This window comes from Brevibacillus invocatus (genome assembly GCF_003710915.1).
Taxonomy (GTDB): Bacteria; Bacillota; Bacilli; order Brevibacillales; family Brevibacillaceae; genus Brevibacillus; species Brevibacillus invocatus.
The window spans coordinates 24903-45030 of the sequence record NZ_RHHR01000019.1 but is presented as its reverse complement, the minus strand read 5'-3'; the positions used below and the strand labels follow the sequence as shown (position 1 = coordinate 45030).

Here is a 20128-nt window from a genome sequence, read left to right as displayed (position 1 = left end):
CGCCGATATCGATCAGCTAGGGAGGGAATGGTCGGTGGTAAACAAGGTGAAAATTGGATTGATTCAGGCCAAAAATGATGTGCACGGCTATGAACCAGTTCAGGTTCATAAGGAGAAAGCCATTGAGAAGCACATTGCTTTGGTGAGAGAAGCGGCAGCCAAAGGAGCCCAGATCATCTGTCTGCAGGAAATCTTTTATGGACCGTATTTCTGCGCCGAGCAAAACACGAAATGGTACGAAGCAGCGGAAGAGGTGCCTGGGGGACCAACCGTACAGCAGTTTAGCGACTTGGCACGAGAGCTGGGTACGGTGATCATACTCCCCGTGTATGAACGGGTTGGCATCGGAACGTATTACAATACAGCGGCCGTGATTGATGCAGATGGAACCTATCTGGGCAAGTATCGCAAACAGCATATACCTCATGTGGGCGTAGGTAGTGAAGGATGCGGCTTCTGGGAAAAGTACTACTTCAAACCCGGCAATCTCGGCTACCCGGTATTTGAGACGGCATTTGCCAAAGTAGGTGTCTACATTTGCTACGATCGTCATTTTCCAGAAGGAGCACGTCTGCTCGGGTTGGCTGGTGCGGAGATCGTCTTCAACCCATCTGCTACCGTAGCGGGACTGTCCGAATATCTGTGGAAGCTGGAGCAGCCTGCTCATGCGGTCGCGAATGGCTATTACGTGGCTGCCATCAATCGCGTAGGCATGGAAGCGCCATGGAACATGGGAGAATTCTATGGTCAGTCTTATCTGGTTGACCCGCGCGGACAGTTTGTCGCGGTGGGCAGCCGGGATCAGGATGAAGTGATAGTGGCAGACATGGATAAGAACATGATTCATGAAGTACGAGATACATGGCAATTTTATCGCGATCGCAGACCGGAAACATACGACGACATGGTCAAACTGCTGCCGTAAGGGGGAGGGAGGTGCTTGCAGGCGCCTCCTTCTTTTCTACTATCAGAAAGTTTAACTGCGCTAAAGCGCTAAAAGAGTAGAGGAAGCTAGGAAAGAGCAACTAAGGCTCGACCAAAAGCTTGGCGAAGCCAAGTTTTCTAAGCATAAGCCAAGGGTACGTGAGGAGAATTGAAATGAGTAAGATGAAAGTGGTCTTTCGAGGCGTAGAGCATGGGGAAGCCATGCTGGTCATTGACGCGCAGCGATACAGCCGGGAAGAACGGCGGCATTTTATCAACGGTGCAAGTGCCAAAGCTGTTTTCGGATCGGGTGTCTATCTGGTGAGCAATCCGGAGGTAGCTGCCCACTATGCCATCTGTCATGCCGAAACGACATGGGACAAGGCTGCCGTCTTGCAGCAGAAGCTGCTCGTTTCCCGATTGTTTGTATTAGATCGGCAGTACGGTGAAAATGAGCTGCGTCGGGATGCATTGGCTGCCAGGCATACCAATCAGGAGTTAGTTGGCTTGCAGGAGAAAATGACCTACCAGGAATGGCTGGAGTGGACCGGTGGAGAAGTGCGTTCTTTTTTACTGGATAAAGGCTATCAGGGAATACAGTATGAGATATCTCCTGAACTGACGTACTATATTTGCTACCAATCCGATTCCTGTATTACGGATATTGCGTTGTATGCGATACTCGATTTGCAGAGCTTTGAATGAGAGCAAAGGGAAGCATGTTCATCTTGAAAGAACATCACTTCATCCATAAAAAAACCGGTCGCCCTTCATGCTTCCAAGTGGCAGACTGGTTTTTTGTTTTGACCGAAACGGATGGAAGATCTTCTATTTCTCTGCATGGGACATGGAATGAATGAGGCAGATGAGTCTTTTAAAGCCCTCCCGCAACTGTTGCTCGTTGAGATAGGAGTAGCTCACTCGTATCCAGGATTTGAGCTCCCTCTGCGGATCACAGATCGATCCAGGCACAAAGGTGATGGATTGTTCGATGGACTTGGTCAACAGTTCTTCCATCGGGATCGAGTCAGGTAACTGGGTCCACAGATTGAAGCCGCCTGTTGGGCTGGACCATTTCCAGCCGGTGAGAGACAATTCTTCCTCCAGAATATCCTTGCGCACAGCCAGTGCAATCCGTAGTTTTTCCAAATGCTGTTGCATCCGTTCTGAAAAAAAGTAGTGTAAAAAGATTTTTTGATTGAGCAGAGGTGCACCACTGTCGGATAAGGATTTGGCTCTGATGAAATAGTTCATGAACGATGGTCGGCAAGCCACGGTAGCGATGCCAAGGCCTGGAGCAATGTATTTGCTGAAGCTGCGCAAGTAAATGACATATCCGGCCGTATCATAGGAAAATAGCGGCAAGGGTGGCTGTTCGTTAAAATAAATATCCCGGTACGGGTCGTCCTCGATCAACAAGCAATGATATTTTTCCGCAAGCTCGACCAAACGCTTTCGCTGCTCAGCGGGAACGGTACAGCCCGTTGGATTGTGAAAGGTAGGATTGAGATAAAAGAGGCGAGGCTTGTATTGTTTCATCGCGGTTTCGACTTGATGCAAATCATAGCCGTGCGGATGGATGTCGACTGAAACGATGACAGCTCCCTGTCTTCTGAAAACATCAATAGCCGGGCTGTAGGTGGGTCTCTCCATCAAAATGACGTCTCTTGGTTTGATCAGGACTCTGGCGACCAAATCAATCGCCTCTTGGGAGCCGGATGTGATCAATAGTTCTTCCGCAGACACGTAGAAGTGATAGTGCTTGGCAAAATAACGGCAAAGAGCTTCTCGAAGCTCCTGATCTCCCTGTGTGGTAGAGTAGGTGCCCAGTACTTTCGGATAAAGGTCAAACACTTTCTTCACGTATTCGGAAAAATAGAGGTTTGGCAATAGATTAGGGTCGAGCAAGGCTTTGGAAAATTGAAAGGCTGCCTCAACCTGATGGATTTCGGAGAGATGGCTGTCGTGTACGTAGGCAGAAACAATCGGATCATGCAGTGTATTCATGGACAGCAAGCCGCTCGGTTGCACGTAATAGCCGGATTTGTCCTTTACGTACACATAACGATTTTCTTTTAGCAATTGGTATGCTTTAAAGACGGTTAACCGATGCACATTGAATTCTGTGGCCAGCGTTCGAACGGAAGGAAGCTTCTCGTGTGCTTGCCATTCTCCCCGGCGGATTCGCTCCAGAAGATAGTCATAGATTTGTTCGAAAAGCTTATCGGAATGGATGTTGGACAGGATTTTTCGTCTCATGCAAGCTCCCCCCCTTCTTCAAATATAGAACATCGATGCCATTATCTGTTCTGTTTGGACACAACTGTTCTATTTCCTTCTGATTATGATGGAAAAAAGGAGGAGTAAGCATGATTTTGTTCCAATATTTCCTGATGTGCATGATTTTCGGCACGACGTTTTTGGCTATCAAAGTGGGTATAGATGCGGGTGCATCCCCATTTTTCTCGGCAGGCATTCGATTTTTCCTCGCAGGGGTTATCCTGTTTATTATTATGGCGTGGAAGGGAAGGGCAACTGTATCCATTCTGCTACGCAAAGAAATGTTCCTGACTGGAATGGGGCTGACTTTTGGGGTGTTTGCCAGCCTGTATTGGGGAGAGCAGTATGTAAGCTCTGGGATCGCGGCTGTCCTGTCCGCGACGGCTCCACTGATCATTCTACTGCTTCAATCCGGTATTTCACGTCAAATGCTGTCTACTCTATCCTGGGCAGGCTGCTTCATCGGGCTTGCCGGTGTCATCTTGCTGCTTTTGCCCGGTGTTACGGTGACATTTAGCATGCTTTGGATTGCAGGCTGCACCGTGATTTTATTTGGTCAAATCTTTTTTGCGGCCGGGACCGTATACTCCCGTCGTGTGGCACAACAATTTCAGGAAGTATCGCCGATCACACTGAATGCCGCACAGATGATGTATGGAGGGGCGATGCTTCTTGTATTATCGTTGATCACCGAAGATGTCCACATGGCTTCGATGTTGGCTCCAAATGCCCTCCTGTCGCTTTTCTACTTGATCATCGTTGGCTCCATGATGGGGCATAGCATCTTCTATTGGCTGGTCGCGAAAACCAATCCAGTATTTCCAGCCACCTGGCTGTATGTCTCACCATTGATTGCACTGTGTCTGGGAGCCGTTCTCTATCATGAGCCGATTTCATTCCTATCGCTGCTAGGGGGAATCGCGATTGTCATCGGAATCGTGCTGATCAACCTGAATAGTCTACAGCAACTATGGAGCAAGAAACGGGCAACCACTCCAGCAGACAATAAGGTGTAGCTGCAGTGAATGGTAGCTGAAGAGGTGAATGGTATTCAACTCTGTTGATCATTTATTTATCAATCGCTATAATCAATGCAGGAATGAATGATAAGGGGTTGTTTGGCATCGAATTGTCGGAAATTGGTAAGCGAATTAGGAAAGCAAGATTAGGCAAAGGGTTTACACAACAAGAATTGGCGGATCGCTGCGGCTTTACCAAAAGTCTCTTGTCCAAAATTGAGAATGGACAAACGGCTTCAGCGGTAGCGACCTTGTCCAAAATTGCAGAGCATCTGGATACCCCGTTGGCCTGGTTCTTGGAAGAAAATCGGGATGAACATCTTGTGCTGTCGCCGTTGTCGAAGCGGACGATGAAGATGGGAAGCAAGGAAATGGGGTATTTGTATGAAATATTGGCAAATCGCTCCAGATTCAGCAAAATCGAGCCCGTGCTGGTCACAGTTCCACCGGATATGACGGTGACGGAGCCTTTTACGCATCCTGAAGAGGAGTTTATCTACATCGTGAGTGGGACCATCATTCTGTTTTACGATGGGGAAAGGCATGTCATGGGAGAAGGGGACACTGCGTATTTCTCAGGTATGAAGCCGCATATCTTTCTTCCGTTCAATGAACAGGAAGCAAAAGTGTTATCCATCTTTATTCAACCGTCCAGCTAAAGGCTAGTTTCTCTGTGCGCCTTATTAGCCAAAAAGCCAGTTCTAAAACGTGATGTTTTAGGCTGGCTTTTTGCGTTTTCTGCATGCGACCTGAATATTACGAATAATACCCCATTTACACAAAGCAATTCGTGTAGTAGTATAAGTTCATTCAACAAAGTTGAATCACATGAAACCAAGGTGACTGGGGTGATCCTTTCTTTGTAAGCGCTATTTTTGGGCGGATCGTAAGCAATAGAGACAAGGAAAGAAAAGACAGATAGAGTAGGAGAAATCACGATGACAACGACGAGAATATCAGGATTTTATCGCAAAACACCACAGGAACGCCTTGGTCAATTCGCAGACTTTTTCAAATCTGCTTCGGGATTGATCTTCACCCTCGCTGCTGTGTTGATTGCTTACTTCTCCAAGGGGAAATGGGTCAGCATTGCAATGATCATTCCGTTTGCCTTCTTTATTAAAAGCTTGGACCAGTTCAGCTTTCAGATCGTGGAAAAGCACTTGAGCATCAGCTTCTTCCTAGGAATCGCGATCGGCCCGATGTTCTATGATCTGCTGCTTTCCATGTCTTCCAGTGCAAGAGGCGGACTCATCCGCAGCTCGCCAAAAGAGTATCATCTTGCACCAGAGGTACGTGCGTGGAAGGGCTTTTTCCCGAATCCATTCCGGGTACTGACGGGCAGACAAACCGCGCATACATCGATCACTTCCTTTATCTCTTCGTTGACGTTTGCATTCAGTCCAGTCGGGATGACCTCCCTGATGGGGGAAATCGTCGGCTCGCGAAATAAAGGCGTGTATAAGAAATCGACTTCCAGTCTGGCAGCAATGAATGGTGTCACTGAGTCCACTTATATTGCGGAAGCGATCATTCCGTTGTTGGCTTTCGGTATTCCGCTCAGTCCTGTTGCTCTGGGACCTGCTGCACCGTTGTTTAATGCACCGCCTGTCTTTACCAGTGATCCGGTCAACAATCTGCACAACCTGCTGACACCTTGGGACTTCTTCTTGTACGGATTGATCGGTTTGGTTATTGCGACTGCGATCGCGTATCCTTTTGCCATGAATTACGCGCGAACAGCTACTGTGTTTGTCATGAAAAATATCAGCCAAGAAGCCATCGTCGGAATGTTCGTCGGTTTGGCTTGCCTGCTTGCTTTCCATGAAGCGCAGCTGGTGGGTGTCATGCTCGCTCTGACTGTCGCAACCTTAGGTGGCTTGCTCAACCGTGTATTGGGTGTAGGAGCAGGTGTGCAGTTCATGATTTTCTATGGATCGACGTATATGATGACAACATTACTGGGAGCGTAAGCCGAATGGATATCTCATCGAGAAAGATAACGGTCAAAGAAGTCGGTCCGCGTGACGGTTTGCAGAATGAATCGGTTTTTGTACCGACTGCTGACAAAATTGCCTGGATCAATCAACTCTCTCGTACCGGTGTCAGCTACATCGAGATTACTTCTTTTGTGCATCCCAAATGGATACCCGCATTGTCAGACGCCGTAGAAGTCGCGCAAGGCATCGAGCGGGCTCCGGGGGTAACCTATGGAGCGCTTGTTCCAAATGCCAGAGGGCTGGAGAGAGCCTTGCTGGCGAATATAGATGACGCCGCTGTGTTCATGTCCGCGAGTGAAACACATAACCAAAAAAACATAAACAAATCCATCGAAGATACCTTCCCCATCTTAAAGGAAACGGCACAAGCTGCGCTGGCTGCCCAAAAAACAGTTCGCGGGTACATCTCGACTGTTTTTGGATGCCCGTACGAGGGAAATGTAAAGATCGATGCTGTGATTCGCGTGGCTGAAAACCTGCTGGAGATGGGAATACAAGAAATCTCGCTAGGGGATACCATCGGCATTGCTCATCCGAGACAGGTCCAAGAAGTGCTGGAAGTCCTGCTCAAACGTTTTCCTGCCGAAAGGCTTGCCATGCATTTTCACAATACCTACGGGATGGCCTTGGCCAATACACTGGTCTCGGTCGAAATGGGGATTTCCACCTTTGACAGTGCTGTAGGTGGCTTGGGTGGCTGTCCATATGCTCCTGGAGCTTCGGGCAATATGGCTACCGAGGATTTGCTGTACATGCTTCATGGAATGGGTATGACGACGGGAATCGAATCGACGAAAATGCTGGAAGCTGCGCGTTTTCTGCAAGGGAAGATGGGTAAGAAGTTTTCCAGTCATCAGATGCAAATAGGTGAATGAAAGAGAATGAGTAATACGAGGAGGGTGGCATCTCTTTGTGTTGCTCATTCTTTTTATTGACTCCCTATGGTTTATCTCCATATTGAAATATTTGACAATTCTTCTGAATAACTCTTATAGTTAGAAAGAAAAAATGCCAAGGATTGAGGGAAAACCATTGGGGAAAATGATTATTTTTTCGATCTTCTGGTGGCTGACTGGAAGTCCTTTTGTTGCGCTGATCATCATATTATTGCTGTTGTACGTGCTAGATCTTCGCTTTGTTCGGCTGCTTCCTGACATCACCAAGCCCTATCGGAGATGGCGCCGATTATCATTGCTGAAGAACCAGATACGTCTTAATCCGCATGACACCTCTGCAAAATTGGAGGCTGCGCGCTTGCTTATGGAAAAACGGCAGTATGCAGATGCGTTATCCTATTTGGAGGGCATTACAACGGTCATGCAGGATTCTCCTGAATACGTGTGCGACAAAGGGATCTGTTACCTGAAGCTGGGCCGTATGGAAGAAGGTCAGCAGTTGATTGAGCAAGCATTGAAGGCGAATCCACGGGTCAAGTACGGAGAGCCTTATCTGAGACTGGCAGAGGCCTATTCGAAGCAGCAGCAGTTGGAAAAGGCACTCGCGAGTTTGGAAGAACTGGCTATGATGAACATGTCGTCATGCGAGGTCTACTTCAAACTAGGAGACATGTATACCGAGCTTCACCAGAAAGAAAAAGCCAAGCAAGCTTACCGGGAGGCAGTCGAAGTCTATCGTGGCCTGCCATCCTACAAACGTCGTCAGGAAAGACGATGGGCGTTGATGGCATGGATAAAATCAAAGCTGTAAGATGTCTCAAGCGATCCTGATAGAGGATCGTTTTTTGCTCAGTTGTACCCATGTAAGAGCCGAGGGAGGTGTGCCCAGATGGAAAGCGTGAAGATCAAAGCCGTTATTCGCAGTCGTGGATGGGAAGGCAGCAGGATGTATTGCACTTCGCAAGATTGAAGAAGGAATATGTGAAATGAAACGACTCTATGTTCGAGAAGCATTTCGGGGGTATCAAATCGGCAAAAGGCCTATATGAGACTCGATACACTGCCTACGATGACCAAAGCTCAGGATCTGTATCGCGCATTTGGATTCTATGAAATTGAGCCTTATGTATTTAATCCAATCCAGGGAACGAGATTTATGGAATTAAAGTTGTCATGACAGATGTTTGATGAAGTTCGAAGGAGCCTGCCATGGATAATCAATGGAGGATATCGGAGCATGATTGTAGGTTTCGTTTCATAATGAAAAGGGAAAAAACCATTATGAGCCTAGTAACACACCGCTATTTGAAGTTCTTCCCACCTTTTTTGTCGACTGTAGCGGATTTACTTGGTAAGATTAGACAATATTCAACTCTTAATGGTTATTTTCACAAGGAAAGAAGGGTAAGAACGATGAGCATCATTCGCAACTTAAGTACCCGTGGCAAAATGGTTGTCCTAATCATCTCATTTTCCGTTTTTATGACGATTGTAGGCGGGATGGGGTACATCTCGCTAAAGTCTTCCAGTGAACAATTGGAAGCGATGTATGAGGATCAATTGCTGCCTGTAAAATGGATTAACGACTGGCGTCAAGAGATGCGAGCGATTGACAGCCTCGTGTACAAAATGATCCTGAATCCCGTACCTGACTTTTTAGAGGGCTACAAATCTGAATTGGAAGCGCGGAACCTAAATGCCATGCAGCTGTTCGAGAATTTGCAGCTGTCAAACCTGGATGAGGAAGAGCAGAAAAAGGTTCAGATGCTTCAAAGTCTGGTCACGCAATATCGAAGTGATCTGGTAGACGTGGTCAGCATGGTTGAAGATGGGAAGGTAGACACGGCCTACACCTTTTATCGGGCAACCGACAAGACACTGAACTGGATCAATGATGAGCAGCTGTCTTGGGCTAACTACCTTTCAGACCAAGCTGATCAGATGCAAACCGAGTATGCAAAGCAAGCCGAGCAAACCATTCTGCTGCTGTTGATTATCGAAGCGGTAGCTTTGATCCTCGCCATCGCGCTGGGTGCTGGTATTGCCAGAATGATCAGCACCCCGCTGAGGGCTGTATCTCAGAAGATGGAGCTGTTGGCTCAAGGAGATCTTTCTGTCGAGCAAGTTACCCATATCGGGCGGGATGAAGTAGGAAAGCTGGGAGTGGCGTTCAACGGCTTGGTCATCAATTTGCGATCCCTGATCGAACAGGTGAAGGTTGCAGGAGAGCAGGTAGCTGCTTCCTCAGCCCAATTGTCAGCCAACGCTGAGCAATCCGCGCATGCGACAGAACGTTCGCTGGGCAGTGTTCAACAGATTGCCAGCTCCTCCGAGGTGCAAACCCAGCGCACACAAGAAAGCGTACGTGTCATGGAGGAAATGTCTATCGCTATTCAACGCATTGCGGATACAGCCAGTGCGGTTTCTGAGTCTTCCATCCAAGCAGCGGATGAAGCACAGCAAGGTAATGAGCATATTCAATCCGCCATCCAGCAGATGGAGTCGATCTCCACATCCGTCAATCAGGCTGCACAGCTGGTGCACGAGCTGGGTGTACGTTCAGAGGCGATTGGTCAAATCGTAGACGTAATCACGGGAATCGCTTCTCAGACCAATCTCTTGGCCTTGAATGCGGCGATCGAGGCAGCACGGGCAGGCGAGCACGGTCGAGGTTTTGCTGTTGTAGCAGACGAGGTGCGCAAGCTGGCTGAGCAATCGGACGAGTCGGCCCGAGAAATTGCTCGCCTGATCACGGAAATTCAACAAGAGACAACACATGTGGTAACCGTTATGAACGACGGTACTGTCGAGGCGCAGAAAGGTACTGCAATCGTACAGGAAGCAGGCGAGACCTTCCATCGAATCGTGGCCTCGTCACAAGTGGTAGCCGAGCAGATTCAGGAAGTATCGGCAGCGACGGAGCAAATGTCGGCAAGTGTGCAGCAAGTGGCATCCTCCATGGACGAAATGAACATTTTGGCTGCAGAAGCCGCCAACCATACGCAAAACGTCTCAGGCCATGCCAATGAACAGCTGGAATCCGTTCAAGAAATCGCACGTTCCAGTGCGGATCTCAATGAACTGGCTCAGGATTTGCAAGAGTCGATTCAGCAATTCAAATGGTGATTCCGGGTCCTTGATCCTTTCACCACAAAAAAGACTGGCACCTCTATAACGAGGCAGCCAGTCTTTTGCTTTGCATGACTCAAGAGGCGTGAGATTGCGTAGAGTGAGACGTGACTTGATCATACTGTTTGGCAGAAACGATGGACGCATTCCCTTTCATGACCCAGGTGTAGATCGCAAGCGAGATCAGCAAGCCAATCGTCCAGGCATTGTCCCAAACGATCGTAAGTCCAGGAATGTACTTGCAGATGAACGGAATGGCAATCCCGATCAGCATCGCCCAAAGTGCGTGCATGTTGTAGCCGCTTTTGTAGGAATAAATCCCGTTTGTCTTATAAAGCTCGGTCAAATGAATCCGTCTTTTGCGAACCAGCCAGTAGTCCGCTATGGCGATACCGTCGATGGGACCGAGGAGCGCTCCATAAGTGCCCAACCAGAGGAAGATGTAATTGCCAAAGTTGTCGAGGATGTACCAGGGCTGCATGAGCAAGGAGACAAATCCTGCGATCAGAGCTCCGGTTTTATAGCTGAGACGGCGAGGCGCGAGATTCTCTACGGCACGTGCTGGGGCTACGATGTTGGCAGCCACATTCGTCGTCAAGGTAGCCAGCACAATCCCGATGGTTCCCAAAAAGATGGCGAATGGAGAGAATTTTGCCAGTACAGCTGCCGGATCCCAGATTGCTTCACCGTATATGACTACCGTAGCAGAGGCAACGGCTACCCCGATAAAGGAGAAGAAGCCCATCGTTGTCGGCAAGGAAGAGGATTGACCGATGATTTGTGCTTTTTGGCTTTTAGCGTAGCGACAAAAGTCCGGAATGTTCAACGCCATTGTTGCCCAGAAGGCGATTGCGCCCGTGAGAGCTGGGAAAAACACTTTCAAGAATTCCCCTGTAGTAGTGAATTTGGATGGTGCCGAAAGCATGGGGCCCCAGCCGCCTGCTTTAGTCAATGCCCATACCAGCAAGGCCAAGCTCATGATAATCAGCACAGGAGCTGCCCACGCTTCCATCTTTCTGATTGCTTCAGGCCCCCGATAAGCCACCCACACGTTGAGTGCCCAGAATCCGAAAAAGGCGATCCACAAGTGACCAGGGACGCTGCCCCAGTTGGTCATGGACATCAACAGCGTATCGATGGCTGCCCCGCCAAACCAACAGTTGATCCCAAACCATCCTGCTCCGATCAAGCCTCGGGCGACAGCAGGAATGTGCGCGCCTTTGGAGCCGAACCAGAGACGGGCAAATACGGGATAGGGAATTCCAAACTTGGTACCTGCGTGCGAATTGAGAAGAATGGGGATAAGGACAATACAGTTTCCGAGAATGATGGTACAAATGGCCTGCCACCAGTTCATGCCTAGTGAAATCAAGCCAGCCGCCATTGCGTAAGTAGGCAGACAAATGGACATACCAATCCACAGACTTGCGAAGTTGTAGCCACTCCAACTGTGTTCTTCCAATGTGGTTGGACGAAGCCCTTCATTGTATAGCGGGCTGTCCTTGACCAAATTTTCGCCTTCCTTTGTCAGAGTGACGATCCCATTTGTGTCGTGCTGTGTTTTCACAAATATCCCTCCTTTACTTGGACTGACGCTTACATTCGGACAACCGCCCAGTTTGTCTCGAATATAAGTTGGTAAAGTATATTGGGGGAGTGCAGACCTAATTCCAACATTTTCAAAGCGAGACTTTCGATGTCAAAGACGGGATTGGTGATATCGCTTTCTTTCCCTCTGGTGGTAAAATGAAACCAGAGGTGAGACAATGATGACAAGGTCAAAGAGAGTTCGCCTCTCCTTTCAGACCAGAATGATTTTATTGATTACGTCTGTGATTATTGGCATTATCAGTGTAATTGGATTGATTTTTTCTTCTATTATTGCTTCTTCTATTGAGGAACAGGTAGGACGAAGAGCGTTAAGCGTCGCCAAAATAACGGCAAACGACCCAGAGCTTCGGGCGGCATTCTATGCGGAGAACCCCTCTGTGCTGATTCAGCCCATCGCAGAAAATGTTCGCATCCAGACCGATGCAGAGTTTGTCGTTGTGGGCAACAGGGAAGGGATTCGGTATGCCCATCCCATCGAGGATCGTATAGGCAAGGAAATGGTCGGAGGCGACAATGATTTGGGACTCTTGCATGGTCAATCGTACATATCCAAGGCAGTGGGCAGCATGGGACCTTCACTGCGTGGAAAAGTACCGATTAAAGGAAACGATGGAGAGGTTATCGGGATCGTTTCCGTGGGTTATCTGCTGGAAGACATCGAGAGTGCGATAGCCGATTATCAAGAAAAAGTGTTTTTGATCATGGGCATTGCTGTTCTGTGCGGCGTGGTTGGAGCGATTGCTTTAAGCCGTTATCTCAAGCGGGCGATCCTTGGTTTGGAACCGGAGGAGATCGCGGCCTTGTACGTCCAACGCAACGCCGTGCTGGAATCCGTGCGTGAAGGAATCGTTGCCATCGACAAAACCAACCAGATTACCATGATGAACAAAGCGGCGCTTCGTATTCTAGAGCTGCCAGAAGACGAAGTTCAGGGTAAGCAGATCTACGAGGTTTTGCCCGACAGCCGTATGCCAGAGATCCTTGAAACAGGGGAATACCAGCTTGACCGAGAGACACTGATCGGGGGCAAGGAAATCATCGTCAATCGCGTTCCGATCAAGCTGAGTGGTCAAGTTGTAGGTGTTGTAAGCAGCTTTCGCGCCAAGTCTGAAATCGACCAGCTGGCATCTGAGCTGTCCCAGGCACGACGATACGCGGATGTCTTGCGTGCGCAGACTCATGAATTTCATAATCTTCTGTATACGATCTCCGGTTTATTGCAGCTCGGTTCCATACAAGAAGCCGTCGAACTGATCACAAGCGAGACATCCTCTCAGCAGGAACTGATTCTTTTTCTCGCCAAACAAATTCCAGACCCGCTGATTGGAGCTTTGCTGCTAGGCATGCATAACCGTGCAAAGGAACTGAAAATTCAGTTTATGATCCATCACGACAGCCGCTTGCAAGAACTGCCAGCCACGATCAACCGACAGCAGTTGATTGTGTTGCTCGGAAATCTGCTGCAGAATGCGTTGGAGGCTGTCAATGGAGTCGGCAGTTCAAAAAAAGTCGTGGAGTGCTATCTCTCGGATGCAGGGGAGGAAATCTTGTTTGAAGTGGAGGACTCCGGTCCCGGGGTGCCAGAAGAACTGTGGGAGCGGGTCTTTGAATACGGTTTTTCTACAAAGGAAGGAGAACAGCGTGGAATTGGTCTGTCTAAGGTACGCGGTATCGTAGAAGAGTTAGGTGGCTATATTCTCGTGGGCAAAAGCGAATGGGGCGGAGCTTTGTTCACCGTATCCTTGCCTAAAGATTGGAGGGGTAATCATGAAGAAGGTTGAAGTGCTGATCGTGGAGGATGATCTGCGCATTATTGATATCAACAGACGTTTTGTCAGTAAGGTTGAGGGCTTTGAAGTCATTGCGACAGCGACGAATGGAGCCGAGGCGAAGGAAATGCTTGCGTATACAAAGCCTCATCTAGTCTTGCTGGACGTCTATTTGCCTGACATGCTGGGATCGGAACTGGTCTGGCATATTCGTCAGCACCATCGGGATGTGGATATCATCATGATTACAGCAGCGAAGGAAATCGAGATGGTACAGGAGGCATTGCGCGGAGGAGTCTTCGATTACATCGTTAAGCCCCTCGTGTTTGAACGTTTTCGCGAAAGGCTGGAAAGCTATAGGGAGCATCTCTTGCGTACACGCGAGCTAGGAGAGATTGATCAGGAGGCAATTGATCGAATCCTGATGCGCAATCTAGCTGTAGGCAAGCCAAGAGAAGCACTATTACCCAAGGGCATTGATCTCCTAACGCTTGAAAAAGTGTTGAATGCCATCAAGCAGACAAAGGACACGGGTGTTTCTGCCGAGGAGATCAGCAAAGAGATCGGGACGAGTCGGACGACGGCCAGGCGTTATCTGGAGTATCTCGTCGTCGAGAAAAAGGCGCGAGCGGATCTGATCTATGGAACAGTGGGGAGACCTGAGCGGAAATACCGTTATGTTGCCTCCCCATAACGTGAACATAATGAACAAAAAGTACTTAAAATTCATAATAGGCTTTATGCACGAAAACTATTCTCCCGCACCTCTCGCATGTTACTTTTGAAACAGATTTGAAGGCGCTTACATGTATAGAAGGAAGAGGGGGAATTACTTTGAAAAAGAGAAATCTGCTTCTAGCCGTGTCCGGCATCCTTACGCTGGCACTGGTCGCCTGTGGGGGTGGCGGGAATACAAACACGGGCAGTGGAACCACCGGAGGTTCTACGGGTACCACGGCCGAGCAGCCAGTATCCAAATATCCGGAGAAGCCCATCATCATGGTAGCACCGTCAGGAGCCGGCGGAGGTTGGGATAAAACCGCTCGGTCGCTCGGAAAAGTGTTGAATGAAAGCAAATTGGTGGAGCAAGCCATAACCGTTGAGAACAAGCCAGGCGGCGGCGGTGTCGTCTTCATGGCAGAGTATGTGAGCAAGGACAAAGGCAATGCGTATCGTCTCTTCGTCAATTCACCGCCCATTTTGATCAACCACAACAAAAAAGAAGGAAACAGTCCGTATGGGTATAAAGATGTCACTCCACTGGCGCAAATGACAAAAGATTTTGGTGCTGTAGTCGTTCGGGCGGATTCACCTTATCAGGATCTGAAGAGCTTGCTTGAAGCCATCAAAGCAGATCCGAGCAAAATCACGTTGGCGGGCGGATCCGCACCTGGATCGATGGACCATCTGATCAGTGTCTTGCCAGCCGCGAAATACGGAATCGATCCGAAAAAGGTCAAGTACGTCTCCTATGACGGCGGCGGAGAGGCTATTGCAGCACTCTTGGGCAATAATGCTGACATGATTGCTACGGATGCTTCCGGTGTCACCGAATACCTCAAGGCAGGAAAAATTCGGGTGCTGGGTGTAACGTCTGAGGAAAGACTCGGTGGAGAACTGAAAGACGTCCCTACGTTAAAAGAACAAGGAATCGATGCAACCTTTAATATTTGGCGCGGAGTGTTTGGCCCGCCAGATATGCCGGCAGATGCCAAGGCGTACTGGGAGGGCAAGCTGAAGGAGCTTTCCGAGAGCGATGCTTGGAAAAAAGAGCTGGAAGCGAATGGCTGGGCAAGTGAGTACAGAGGTTCAGAAGATTTCACGAAGTTCCTGAACGAGCAGGACAAATTGGTAACCGAGCTGCTCACATCGCTGGGGATGTCGAAATAAGGAGCGAAAGGAGAGGGGAACTCCCTCTCCTTTTTCAACCAAAGGAGGGTCCGTACGGTGAACCGGACATTTGACCGATACAGCAGCATTTGCTTTGCGTTGGTAGGCGCTTTGTTTGTGGTAGAAAGCCGCAATATTTCTACAAGCGCTTACGGGAGTGAAGTGGGGCCAAACATGTTTCCGCTGGGTTTGGGATTGATTCTGATCCTGCTCAGCTTGCGCCTGTTTTGGGAGTCCAGCAGAAAAACGGCAGGGGATAGCGCCTCCGGGAACGTGGCACAGCTTCAGTACAAACGATTTTTTATTATGTTGGCAGCTACATTTCTCTATGTGTTTTTACTGGAACCGATCGGCTATATCCTCACGACATTTCTCTTTTTATTCATCTCCTTCCAGGTTATGGGGAGCAAGAGCTACCTGAAGACGACCTTAGTCTCTTTGTGCTTTTCCGTAGGTGTCTATTACGTGTACGTCAACTTGCTAAAAGGAACCTTGCCAGGTTTTCCTGTCTGGTCAGGCATGTAAGGAGGAAATGAGATGAGTGCCATTCAATACTTGGCTGACGGTTTTTTGATTGCGTTACAATGGCATAATGTGATTTACGCATTTATCGGCGTGTTGATTGGTACAGCAGTAGGCGTTCTGCCCGGAATTGGTCCGATGAGCGGTGTCGCCTTGCTGATGCCCGTGACGGCTTCGTTGACCAGTGGCCTTGAGCCGGAGCACGCAGCGGCAAGTGCGTTGATCCTTTTGGCGGGTGTGTACTATGGCGCGATGTATGGAGGATCGACCACCTCGATTTTATTAAATACACCAGGGGAATCTTCTTCTGTCGTAACGACCTTGGACGGGTATCAGATGGCCAAGCAAGGACGGGCAGGCGCAGCGCTTTCCATCGCGGCGATTGGTTCCTTTATCGCGGGCTTGTTTGCACTGGTTGCGCTCGTATTTCTAGCTCAGCCCCTATCCGATCTCGCTTTGCAATTCGGACCAGCTGAATACTTTTCGCTTATGCTTCTCGGGCTCTGTGCGGTTAGCGGACTGGGCGGCAAGTCGATGACCAAAGCACTGATCATGACAGTAACCGGTCTTCTCCTGGCCACGATTGGAATCGACAACGTATCAGGAGTTGCACGCTTTACCTACGAGATTCCGAATTTGTACCAGGGCCTGGAGTTTCTGACGATCGCTGTCGGTTTGTTTGCCCTGGGTGAAGTGTTCAAAAGCATCATGGAAAATGACAACTCCTCAACACCGGTGATCAAGGTTGGGCGAATTTTGCCAACTGCCCAGGATCTGAAACAAAGTGCGGCACCGATTGCGCGCGGTTCGATCCTTGGTTTTTTTGTGGGTTTGCTGCCGGGCGCTGGTGCCACATTGGCATCTTTTTTCTCCTATATATTGGAAAAGAAATGGAGCAAAACCCCGGATCGGTTCGGTAAAGGTGCGATTGAAGGGGTAGCAGGACCCGAATCCTCCAACAACGCAGCTTCGGGTGGAGCCATGGTACCGCTGCTGACGCTCGGGATTCCGGGATCGGGTACAACGGCGATCTTGATGGGTGCACTCCTCATGTACAATGTTCAGCCGGGGCCATTGCTGTTTTCGGATCATCCACAGGTTGCGTGGGGTCTGATTGCCAGTATGTTTATCGGAAATGTCATGCTACTTGTCCTCAACATGCCCTTGGTTAAAGTGTTTGCAAAAATCATTGAGACACCGCCGCATTTTCTGATTCCGTTGATCATTGCCATCTCCGTGTTTGGTGTGTACGCGGTCCAAATCACCACCTTTGATCTCGTCTTGCTTGTCCTATGCGGGATACTTGGCTATTACCTGAGCAAAAATGACTTTCCACTGGCACCCCTCGTCCTTGGCCTGGTCCTTGGCCCGATGATTGAGAATAACATGCGCAGAGCTTTAACGACCTCCAACGGAGATTTCATGATCTTCTTGACGAAACCGCTATCGCTTATTTTTTTGGCATGCGCCCTGCTTTGGCTGATCATTCCACTGATTTTGAAATGGCGAGGAAAACAGGTGGTGATCAATGAGGAAGCATAATGAAATGATAGCTTGACAGATTCAGCTCTCCCCATTAACCTTTAAAAAATTTCGGGCTACTGTTCTGCCGAGAAGATCAGGCAGTACACCGAATTTAAGGAGAATGGGTATGCTGCAAATCACACCAGTCATTTTGGAAGGAAAACGGGTACGTCTGGAGCCATTGCGTCAAGGCCATGCAGAAGGGATATGGGAGGCTGGACGACATGTGTCCATCTGGACCTATATGTCCAAAAAAATGGAATCGTTCCAAGATGCCGTCGCCTTTATCAGTACGGCGATAGACAATGAGGCAAAAGGTACGGAGTTGCCTTTTGTGATCATCGACAAGAGAGACGAAAAAATCATTGGCAGCACGCGCCTCATGGCCATTTCAGTCAGGGACAAAGGGTTGGAGATCGGTCATACCTGGTTGACTCCATCCGTGTGGAAAACAGCGGTGAATACGGAATGCAAGTTTCTGCTTCTGAAGCATTGCTTCGAGGCATTGGGGTGTATTCGGGTTCAATTGAAGACAGATCTGCGCAATCACAACTCTCAGCGAGCGATTGCCCGTATCGGCGGGGTAAAAGAAGGAATTTTGCGCAGCCACATGATCGTACAAGACGGATATGTCCGTGATACGGTGATGTTTAGCATCCTGGATCGTGAATGGTCTGGGGTGGAGGAGAAATTGCAAATGTATCTGTTTGGTGAATCATGAGTGACTTGGATTGTAGGGAAACACGCTGCATGTGTACAATAGAGAAAATGAAAGCCTCCGCTAGAAAAGAGGGTGCACATGAGACTGCGAATTTCGCCGGCAGGCTATGTATTGCTGGTCGGGGATCTGGTCGCGTTTTGGCTGTTTATCTACTATGGGAAGCTGCTTCACCAACTGCCTGCTAATTTCCTCGGTATTTTGGAAACATTAATGCCGTTTTTGATCGGTTGGCTGATCGCTGCGTTTGTGTTTCGCAGCTATGGAAGGAAGACATACGGGAATGGCTGGAGACTGCTCCTCTCCACGGTGCTGACTTGGACTTTGGCTGCACCGATTGGTCTGATACTCCGCTCCATTTGGCTGGATGCTCCAATGACCTGGATTTTTTCCCAAGTCACCTATCTGATCACGCTGGCTTTTTTATTGGGCTGGAGAGTCCCTTACGCCATCATTTATTCCATGAGAGGACGCTTTCGTCGAATGGAGACGAGGCCGATCAAATGAGTAAAGAGAGGACAACTGGTTACGCTATCCTTTGATACTTAAAGCAAGGGAGGTGTACGCAGATGGGCAAGAATAACAACAGCAAGGACCTGGGGAAGAACCGTGGGAAAACATTAGACGAAAATGACAAGAATACAAACCTTCGCCAATCGCATCACAACGATCGCAACGAAGGGACCGGAAAGAACCAGTAATCACTCAGCGGGCAGGCTGTCGAGATAATCGGCAGCCGCTTTTTGTTTACTTTCCTTTACAGCCACATGTATGGAATGAGATCATCATCAGATGAACAAATATACAGGGGAGGAGTGTTTGTTGATGGATTCCATCATACATACAGTTAGAACCCATTATGCGATAGACATCCGAGAACTGGAGCAGCAAAAAGGCGGATGGGCCTCGCTTGCGTACAAAGTACATGACGGAAAGATTGATTACTTTTTAAAGGCATACGAAAAACACCGAGCATCCACACCAAAATTGACGGCAAATATGAATCACTATGTACCCGTTCTGCTGTGGCTAAAGGAAAACAGCTCATTAAATGAAAAAATTTCTGTACCGATTCTAACGAACAACCAGGCATATACATGCGAAGACGAAATGAATATTTACATGTTGTTCGATTTTATCGAGGGAGATACAATCGGAGATCAGACATTAACCTCACACCAGGTAAAGCAGTTTGCTCAGATTATTTCAGAACTTCATGCGTATGGAGAAGACATTCCTATTGATACGGATGCGATTAAAGAAGACTTTGACGTGCCGTTTTTAGAGCCGCTTTGGCATATTTTGAGCAGCGAGCATCATGCTCCGAGCGACGTGTGGCAGCTGCTACGTACAACAGTTGCGCCTATAAAAGAAAAGATAATAAGGGTTGAAAGACTAGCGCAACATTTACAGTCTGCTGACCTAAGAATGGCACTTTGTCATACAGATTTGCACTCTTGGAATTTGATGCAATCCCGACATGTCATACTGATTGATTGGGAAGGGATGAAATTAGCGCCTGTGGAAGCGGATATGATATTCCTTGTAGACAAACCATTTTTTAATGATTTTCTAGAAATGTATCGACAAAAGCATCCAAACTATTCGATACATCCGGAGGCCTTGCAATTTTATCAAGAAAAAAGAAAGCTAGAAGATATATGGGAGTTTATCGAGCAGCTCATGTATGATGAACAAGAGGAGAGGGAACGGGAAGTAACAATGAACTACTTAAAGGAAGAGTTGAAACTCATAAGAATGTGATCCTGCCGAGATAAGCTTCATAAAGGTTTTTCATCCTTCCGATCGCTGAGCTGACACCTACTTTGTCTATTGCGAAGTTGCA

20 protein-coding genes are annotated in these 20128 nt (G+C 48.4%); 18 read left to right on the top strand and 2 right to left on the bottom strand.

The features are described 5' to 3' along the window. Positions 1–34: 34 nt before the first annotated feature. Together EDM52_RS12515 and EDM52_RS12510 are read left to right on the top strand one after the other, a co-directional pair. Positions 35–925: a nitrilase-related carbon-nitrogen hydrolase gene (locus EDM52_RS12515; protein WP_122909320.1), complete on the top strand. Its 891-nt coding sequence runs from the start codon at positions 35–37 to the stop codon at positions 923–925. 173 nt (positions 926–1098) lie between these two features. Beyond that, complete coding sequence (locus EDM52_RS12510) at positions 1099–1629, top strand: hypothetical protein (RefSeq protein ID WP_245996845.1); 531 nt, start codon at positions 1099–1101, stop codon at positions 1627–1629. Between the two features lie 123 nt (positions 1630–1752). On the opposite strand, the gene EDM52_RS12505 is transcribed toward EDM52_RS12510, so the two are convergent. Further along, positions 1753–3183, bottom strand: coding sequence for an aminotransferase-like domain-containing protein (locus EDM52_RS12505; protein WP_122909319.1), 1431 nt, complete (start codon positions 3181–3183; stop codon positions 1753–1755). Between the two features lie 110 nt (positions 3184–3293). Between EDM52_RS12505 and EDM52_RS12500 the strand changes: the two genes are divergently transcribed. The 7 genes from EDM52_RS12500 to EDM52_RS12470 all read left to right on the top strand — a co-directional run bounded on the left by EDM52_RS12500 (position 3294) and on the right by EDM52_RS12470 (position 10245). Beyond that, positions 3294–4220 (top strand): EamA family transporter, encoded by a 927-nt coding sequence (locus EDM52_RS12500; RefSeq protein WP_122909318.1) that lies wholly within the window; start codon positions 3294–3296, stop codon positions 4218–4220. An 83-nt stretch (positions 4221–4303) separates the two neighbouring features. Then, positions 4304–4882: a helix-turn-helix domain-containing protein gene (locus EDM52_RS12495; protein ID WP_183185048.1), complete on the top strand. Its 579-nt coding sequence runs from the start codon at positions 4304–4306 to the stop codon at positions 4880–4882. Between the two features lie 279 nt (positions 4883–5161). Continuing rightward, complete coding sequence (locus tag EDM52_RS12490; protein WP_183185046.1) at positions 5162–6196, top strand: tripartite tricarboxylate transporter permease; 1035 nt, start codon at positions 5162–5164, stop codon at positions 6194–6196. Between the two features lie 5 nt (positions 6197–6201). Beyond that, positions 6202–7098, top strand: a complete 897-nt coding sequence (locus EDM52_RS12485; protein ID WP_122909317.1) for a hydroxymethylglutaryl-CoA lyase — start codon at positions 6202–6204, stop codon at positions 7096–7098. A gap of 133 nt (positions 7099–7231) precedes the next feature. Continuing rightward, positions 7232–7930, top strand: a complete 699-nt coding sequence (locus EDM52_RS12480) for a tetratricopeptide repeat protein (protein ID WP_338068312.1) — start codon at positions 7232–7234, stop codon at positions 7928–7930. Between the two features lie 115 nt (positions 7931–8045). Continuing rightward, the gene (locus tag EDM52_RS25535; RefSeq protein WP_338068311.1) at positions 8046–8168 is read left to right on the top strand and encodes a GNAT family N-acetyltransferase; all 123 of its coding nucleotides are present in this window, start codon (positions 8046–8048) and stop codon (positions 8166–8168) included. 364 nt (positions 8169–8532) lie between these two features. After that, complete coding sequence (locus tag EDM52_RS12470) at positions 8533–10245, top strand: methyl-accepting chemotaxis protein (protein WP_122909315.1); 1713 nt, start codon at positions 8533–8535, stop codon at positions 10243–10245. 79 nt (positions 10246–10324) lie between these two features. Here the strand turns inward: EDM52_RS12470 and EDM52_RS12465 are convergent, their stop codons facing one another. Then, positions 10325–11815 (bottom strand): NCS1 family nucleobase:cation symporter-1, encoded by a 1491-nt coding sequence (locus tag EDM52_RS12465; RefSeq protein WP_122909314.1) that lies wholly within the window; start codon positions 11813–11815, stop codon positions 10325–10327. A gap of 202 nt (positions 11816–12017) precedes the next feature. Between EDM52_RS12465 and EDM52_RS12460 the strand changes: the two genes are divergently transcribed. The 9 genes from EDM52_RS12460 to EDM52_RS12425 all read left to right on the top strand — a co-directional run bounded on the left by EDM52_RS12460 (position 12018) and on the right by EDM52_RS12425 (position 20046). Further along, on the top strand, positions 12018–13640 hold the full coding sequence (locus EDM52_RS12460; RefSeq protein ID WP_122909313.1) for an ATP-binding protein: 1623 nt from the start codon (positions 12018–12020) through the stop codon (positions 13638–13640). After that, entirely contained in the window at positions 13624–14322 is a 699-nt protein-coding gene (locus EDM52_RS12455; protein WP_183185064.1) for a response regulator, read from the top strand. The genes EDM52_RS12460 and EDM52_RS12455 overlap by 17 nt, the downstream gene beginning before the upstream one ends. Positions 14323–14462: 140 nt before the next feature. Continuing rightward, positions 14463–15518 (top strand): tripartite tricarboxylate transporter substrate binding protein, encoded by a 1056-nt coding sequence (locus tag EDM52_RS12450; protein ID WP_122909311.1) that lies wholly within the window; start codon positions 14463–14465, stop codon positions 15516–15518. 57 nt (positions 15519–15575) lie between these two features. Then, positions 15576–16043 (top strand): tripartite tricarboxylate transporter TctB family protein, encoded by a 468-nt coding sequence (locus EDM52_RS12445; protein WP_122909310.1) that lies wholly within the window; start codon positions 15576–15578, stop codon positions 16041–16043. A 12-nt stretch (positions 16044–16055) separates the two neighbouring features. Then, a complete protein-coding gene (locus EDM52_RS12440) occupies positions 16056–17582 on the top strand; it encodes a tripartite tricarboxylate transporter permease (RefSeq protein WP_122909309.1) in 1527 nt (508 codons plus the stop codon). A 109-nt stretch (positions 17583–17691) separates the two neighbouring features. Further along, entirely contained in the window at positions 17692–18285 is a 594-nt protein-coding gene (locus EDM52_RS12435) for a GNAT family N-acetyltransferase (RefSeq protein WP_122909308.1), read from the top strand. Between the two features lie 78 nt (positions 18286–18363). Beyond that, positions 18364–18789: a DUF3054 domain-containing protein gene (locus EDM52_RS12430; RefSeq protein WP_122909307.1), complete on the top strand. Its 426-nt coding sequence runs from the start codon at positions 18364–18366 to the stop codon at positions 18787–18789. A 62-nt stretch (positions 18790–18851) separates the two neighbouring features. Beyond that, on the top strand, positions 18852–18983 hold the full coding sequence (locus EDM52_RS25445) for a hypothetical protein (RefSeq protein ID WP_276330114.1): 132 nt from the start codon (positions 18852–18854) through the stop codon (positions 18981–18983). A 124-nt stretch (positions 18984–19107) separates the two neighbouring features. After that, positions 19108–20046: a phosphotransferase gene (locus EDM52_RS12425; protein ID WP_122909306.1), complete on the top strand. Its 939-nt coding sequence runs from the start codon at positions 19108–19110 to the stop codon at positions 20044–20046. Positions 20047–20128: the final 82 nt, after the last annotated feature.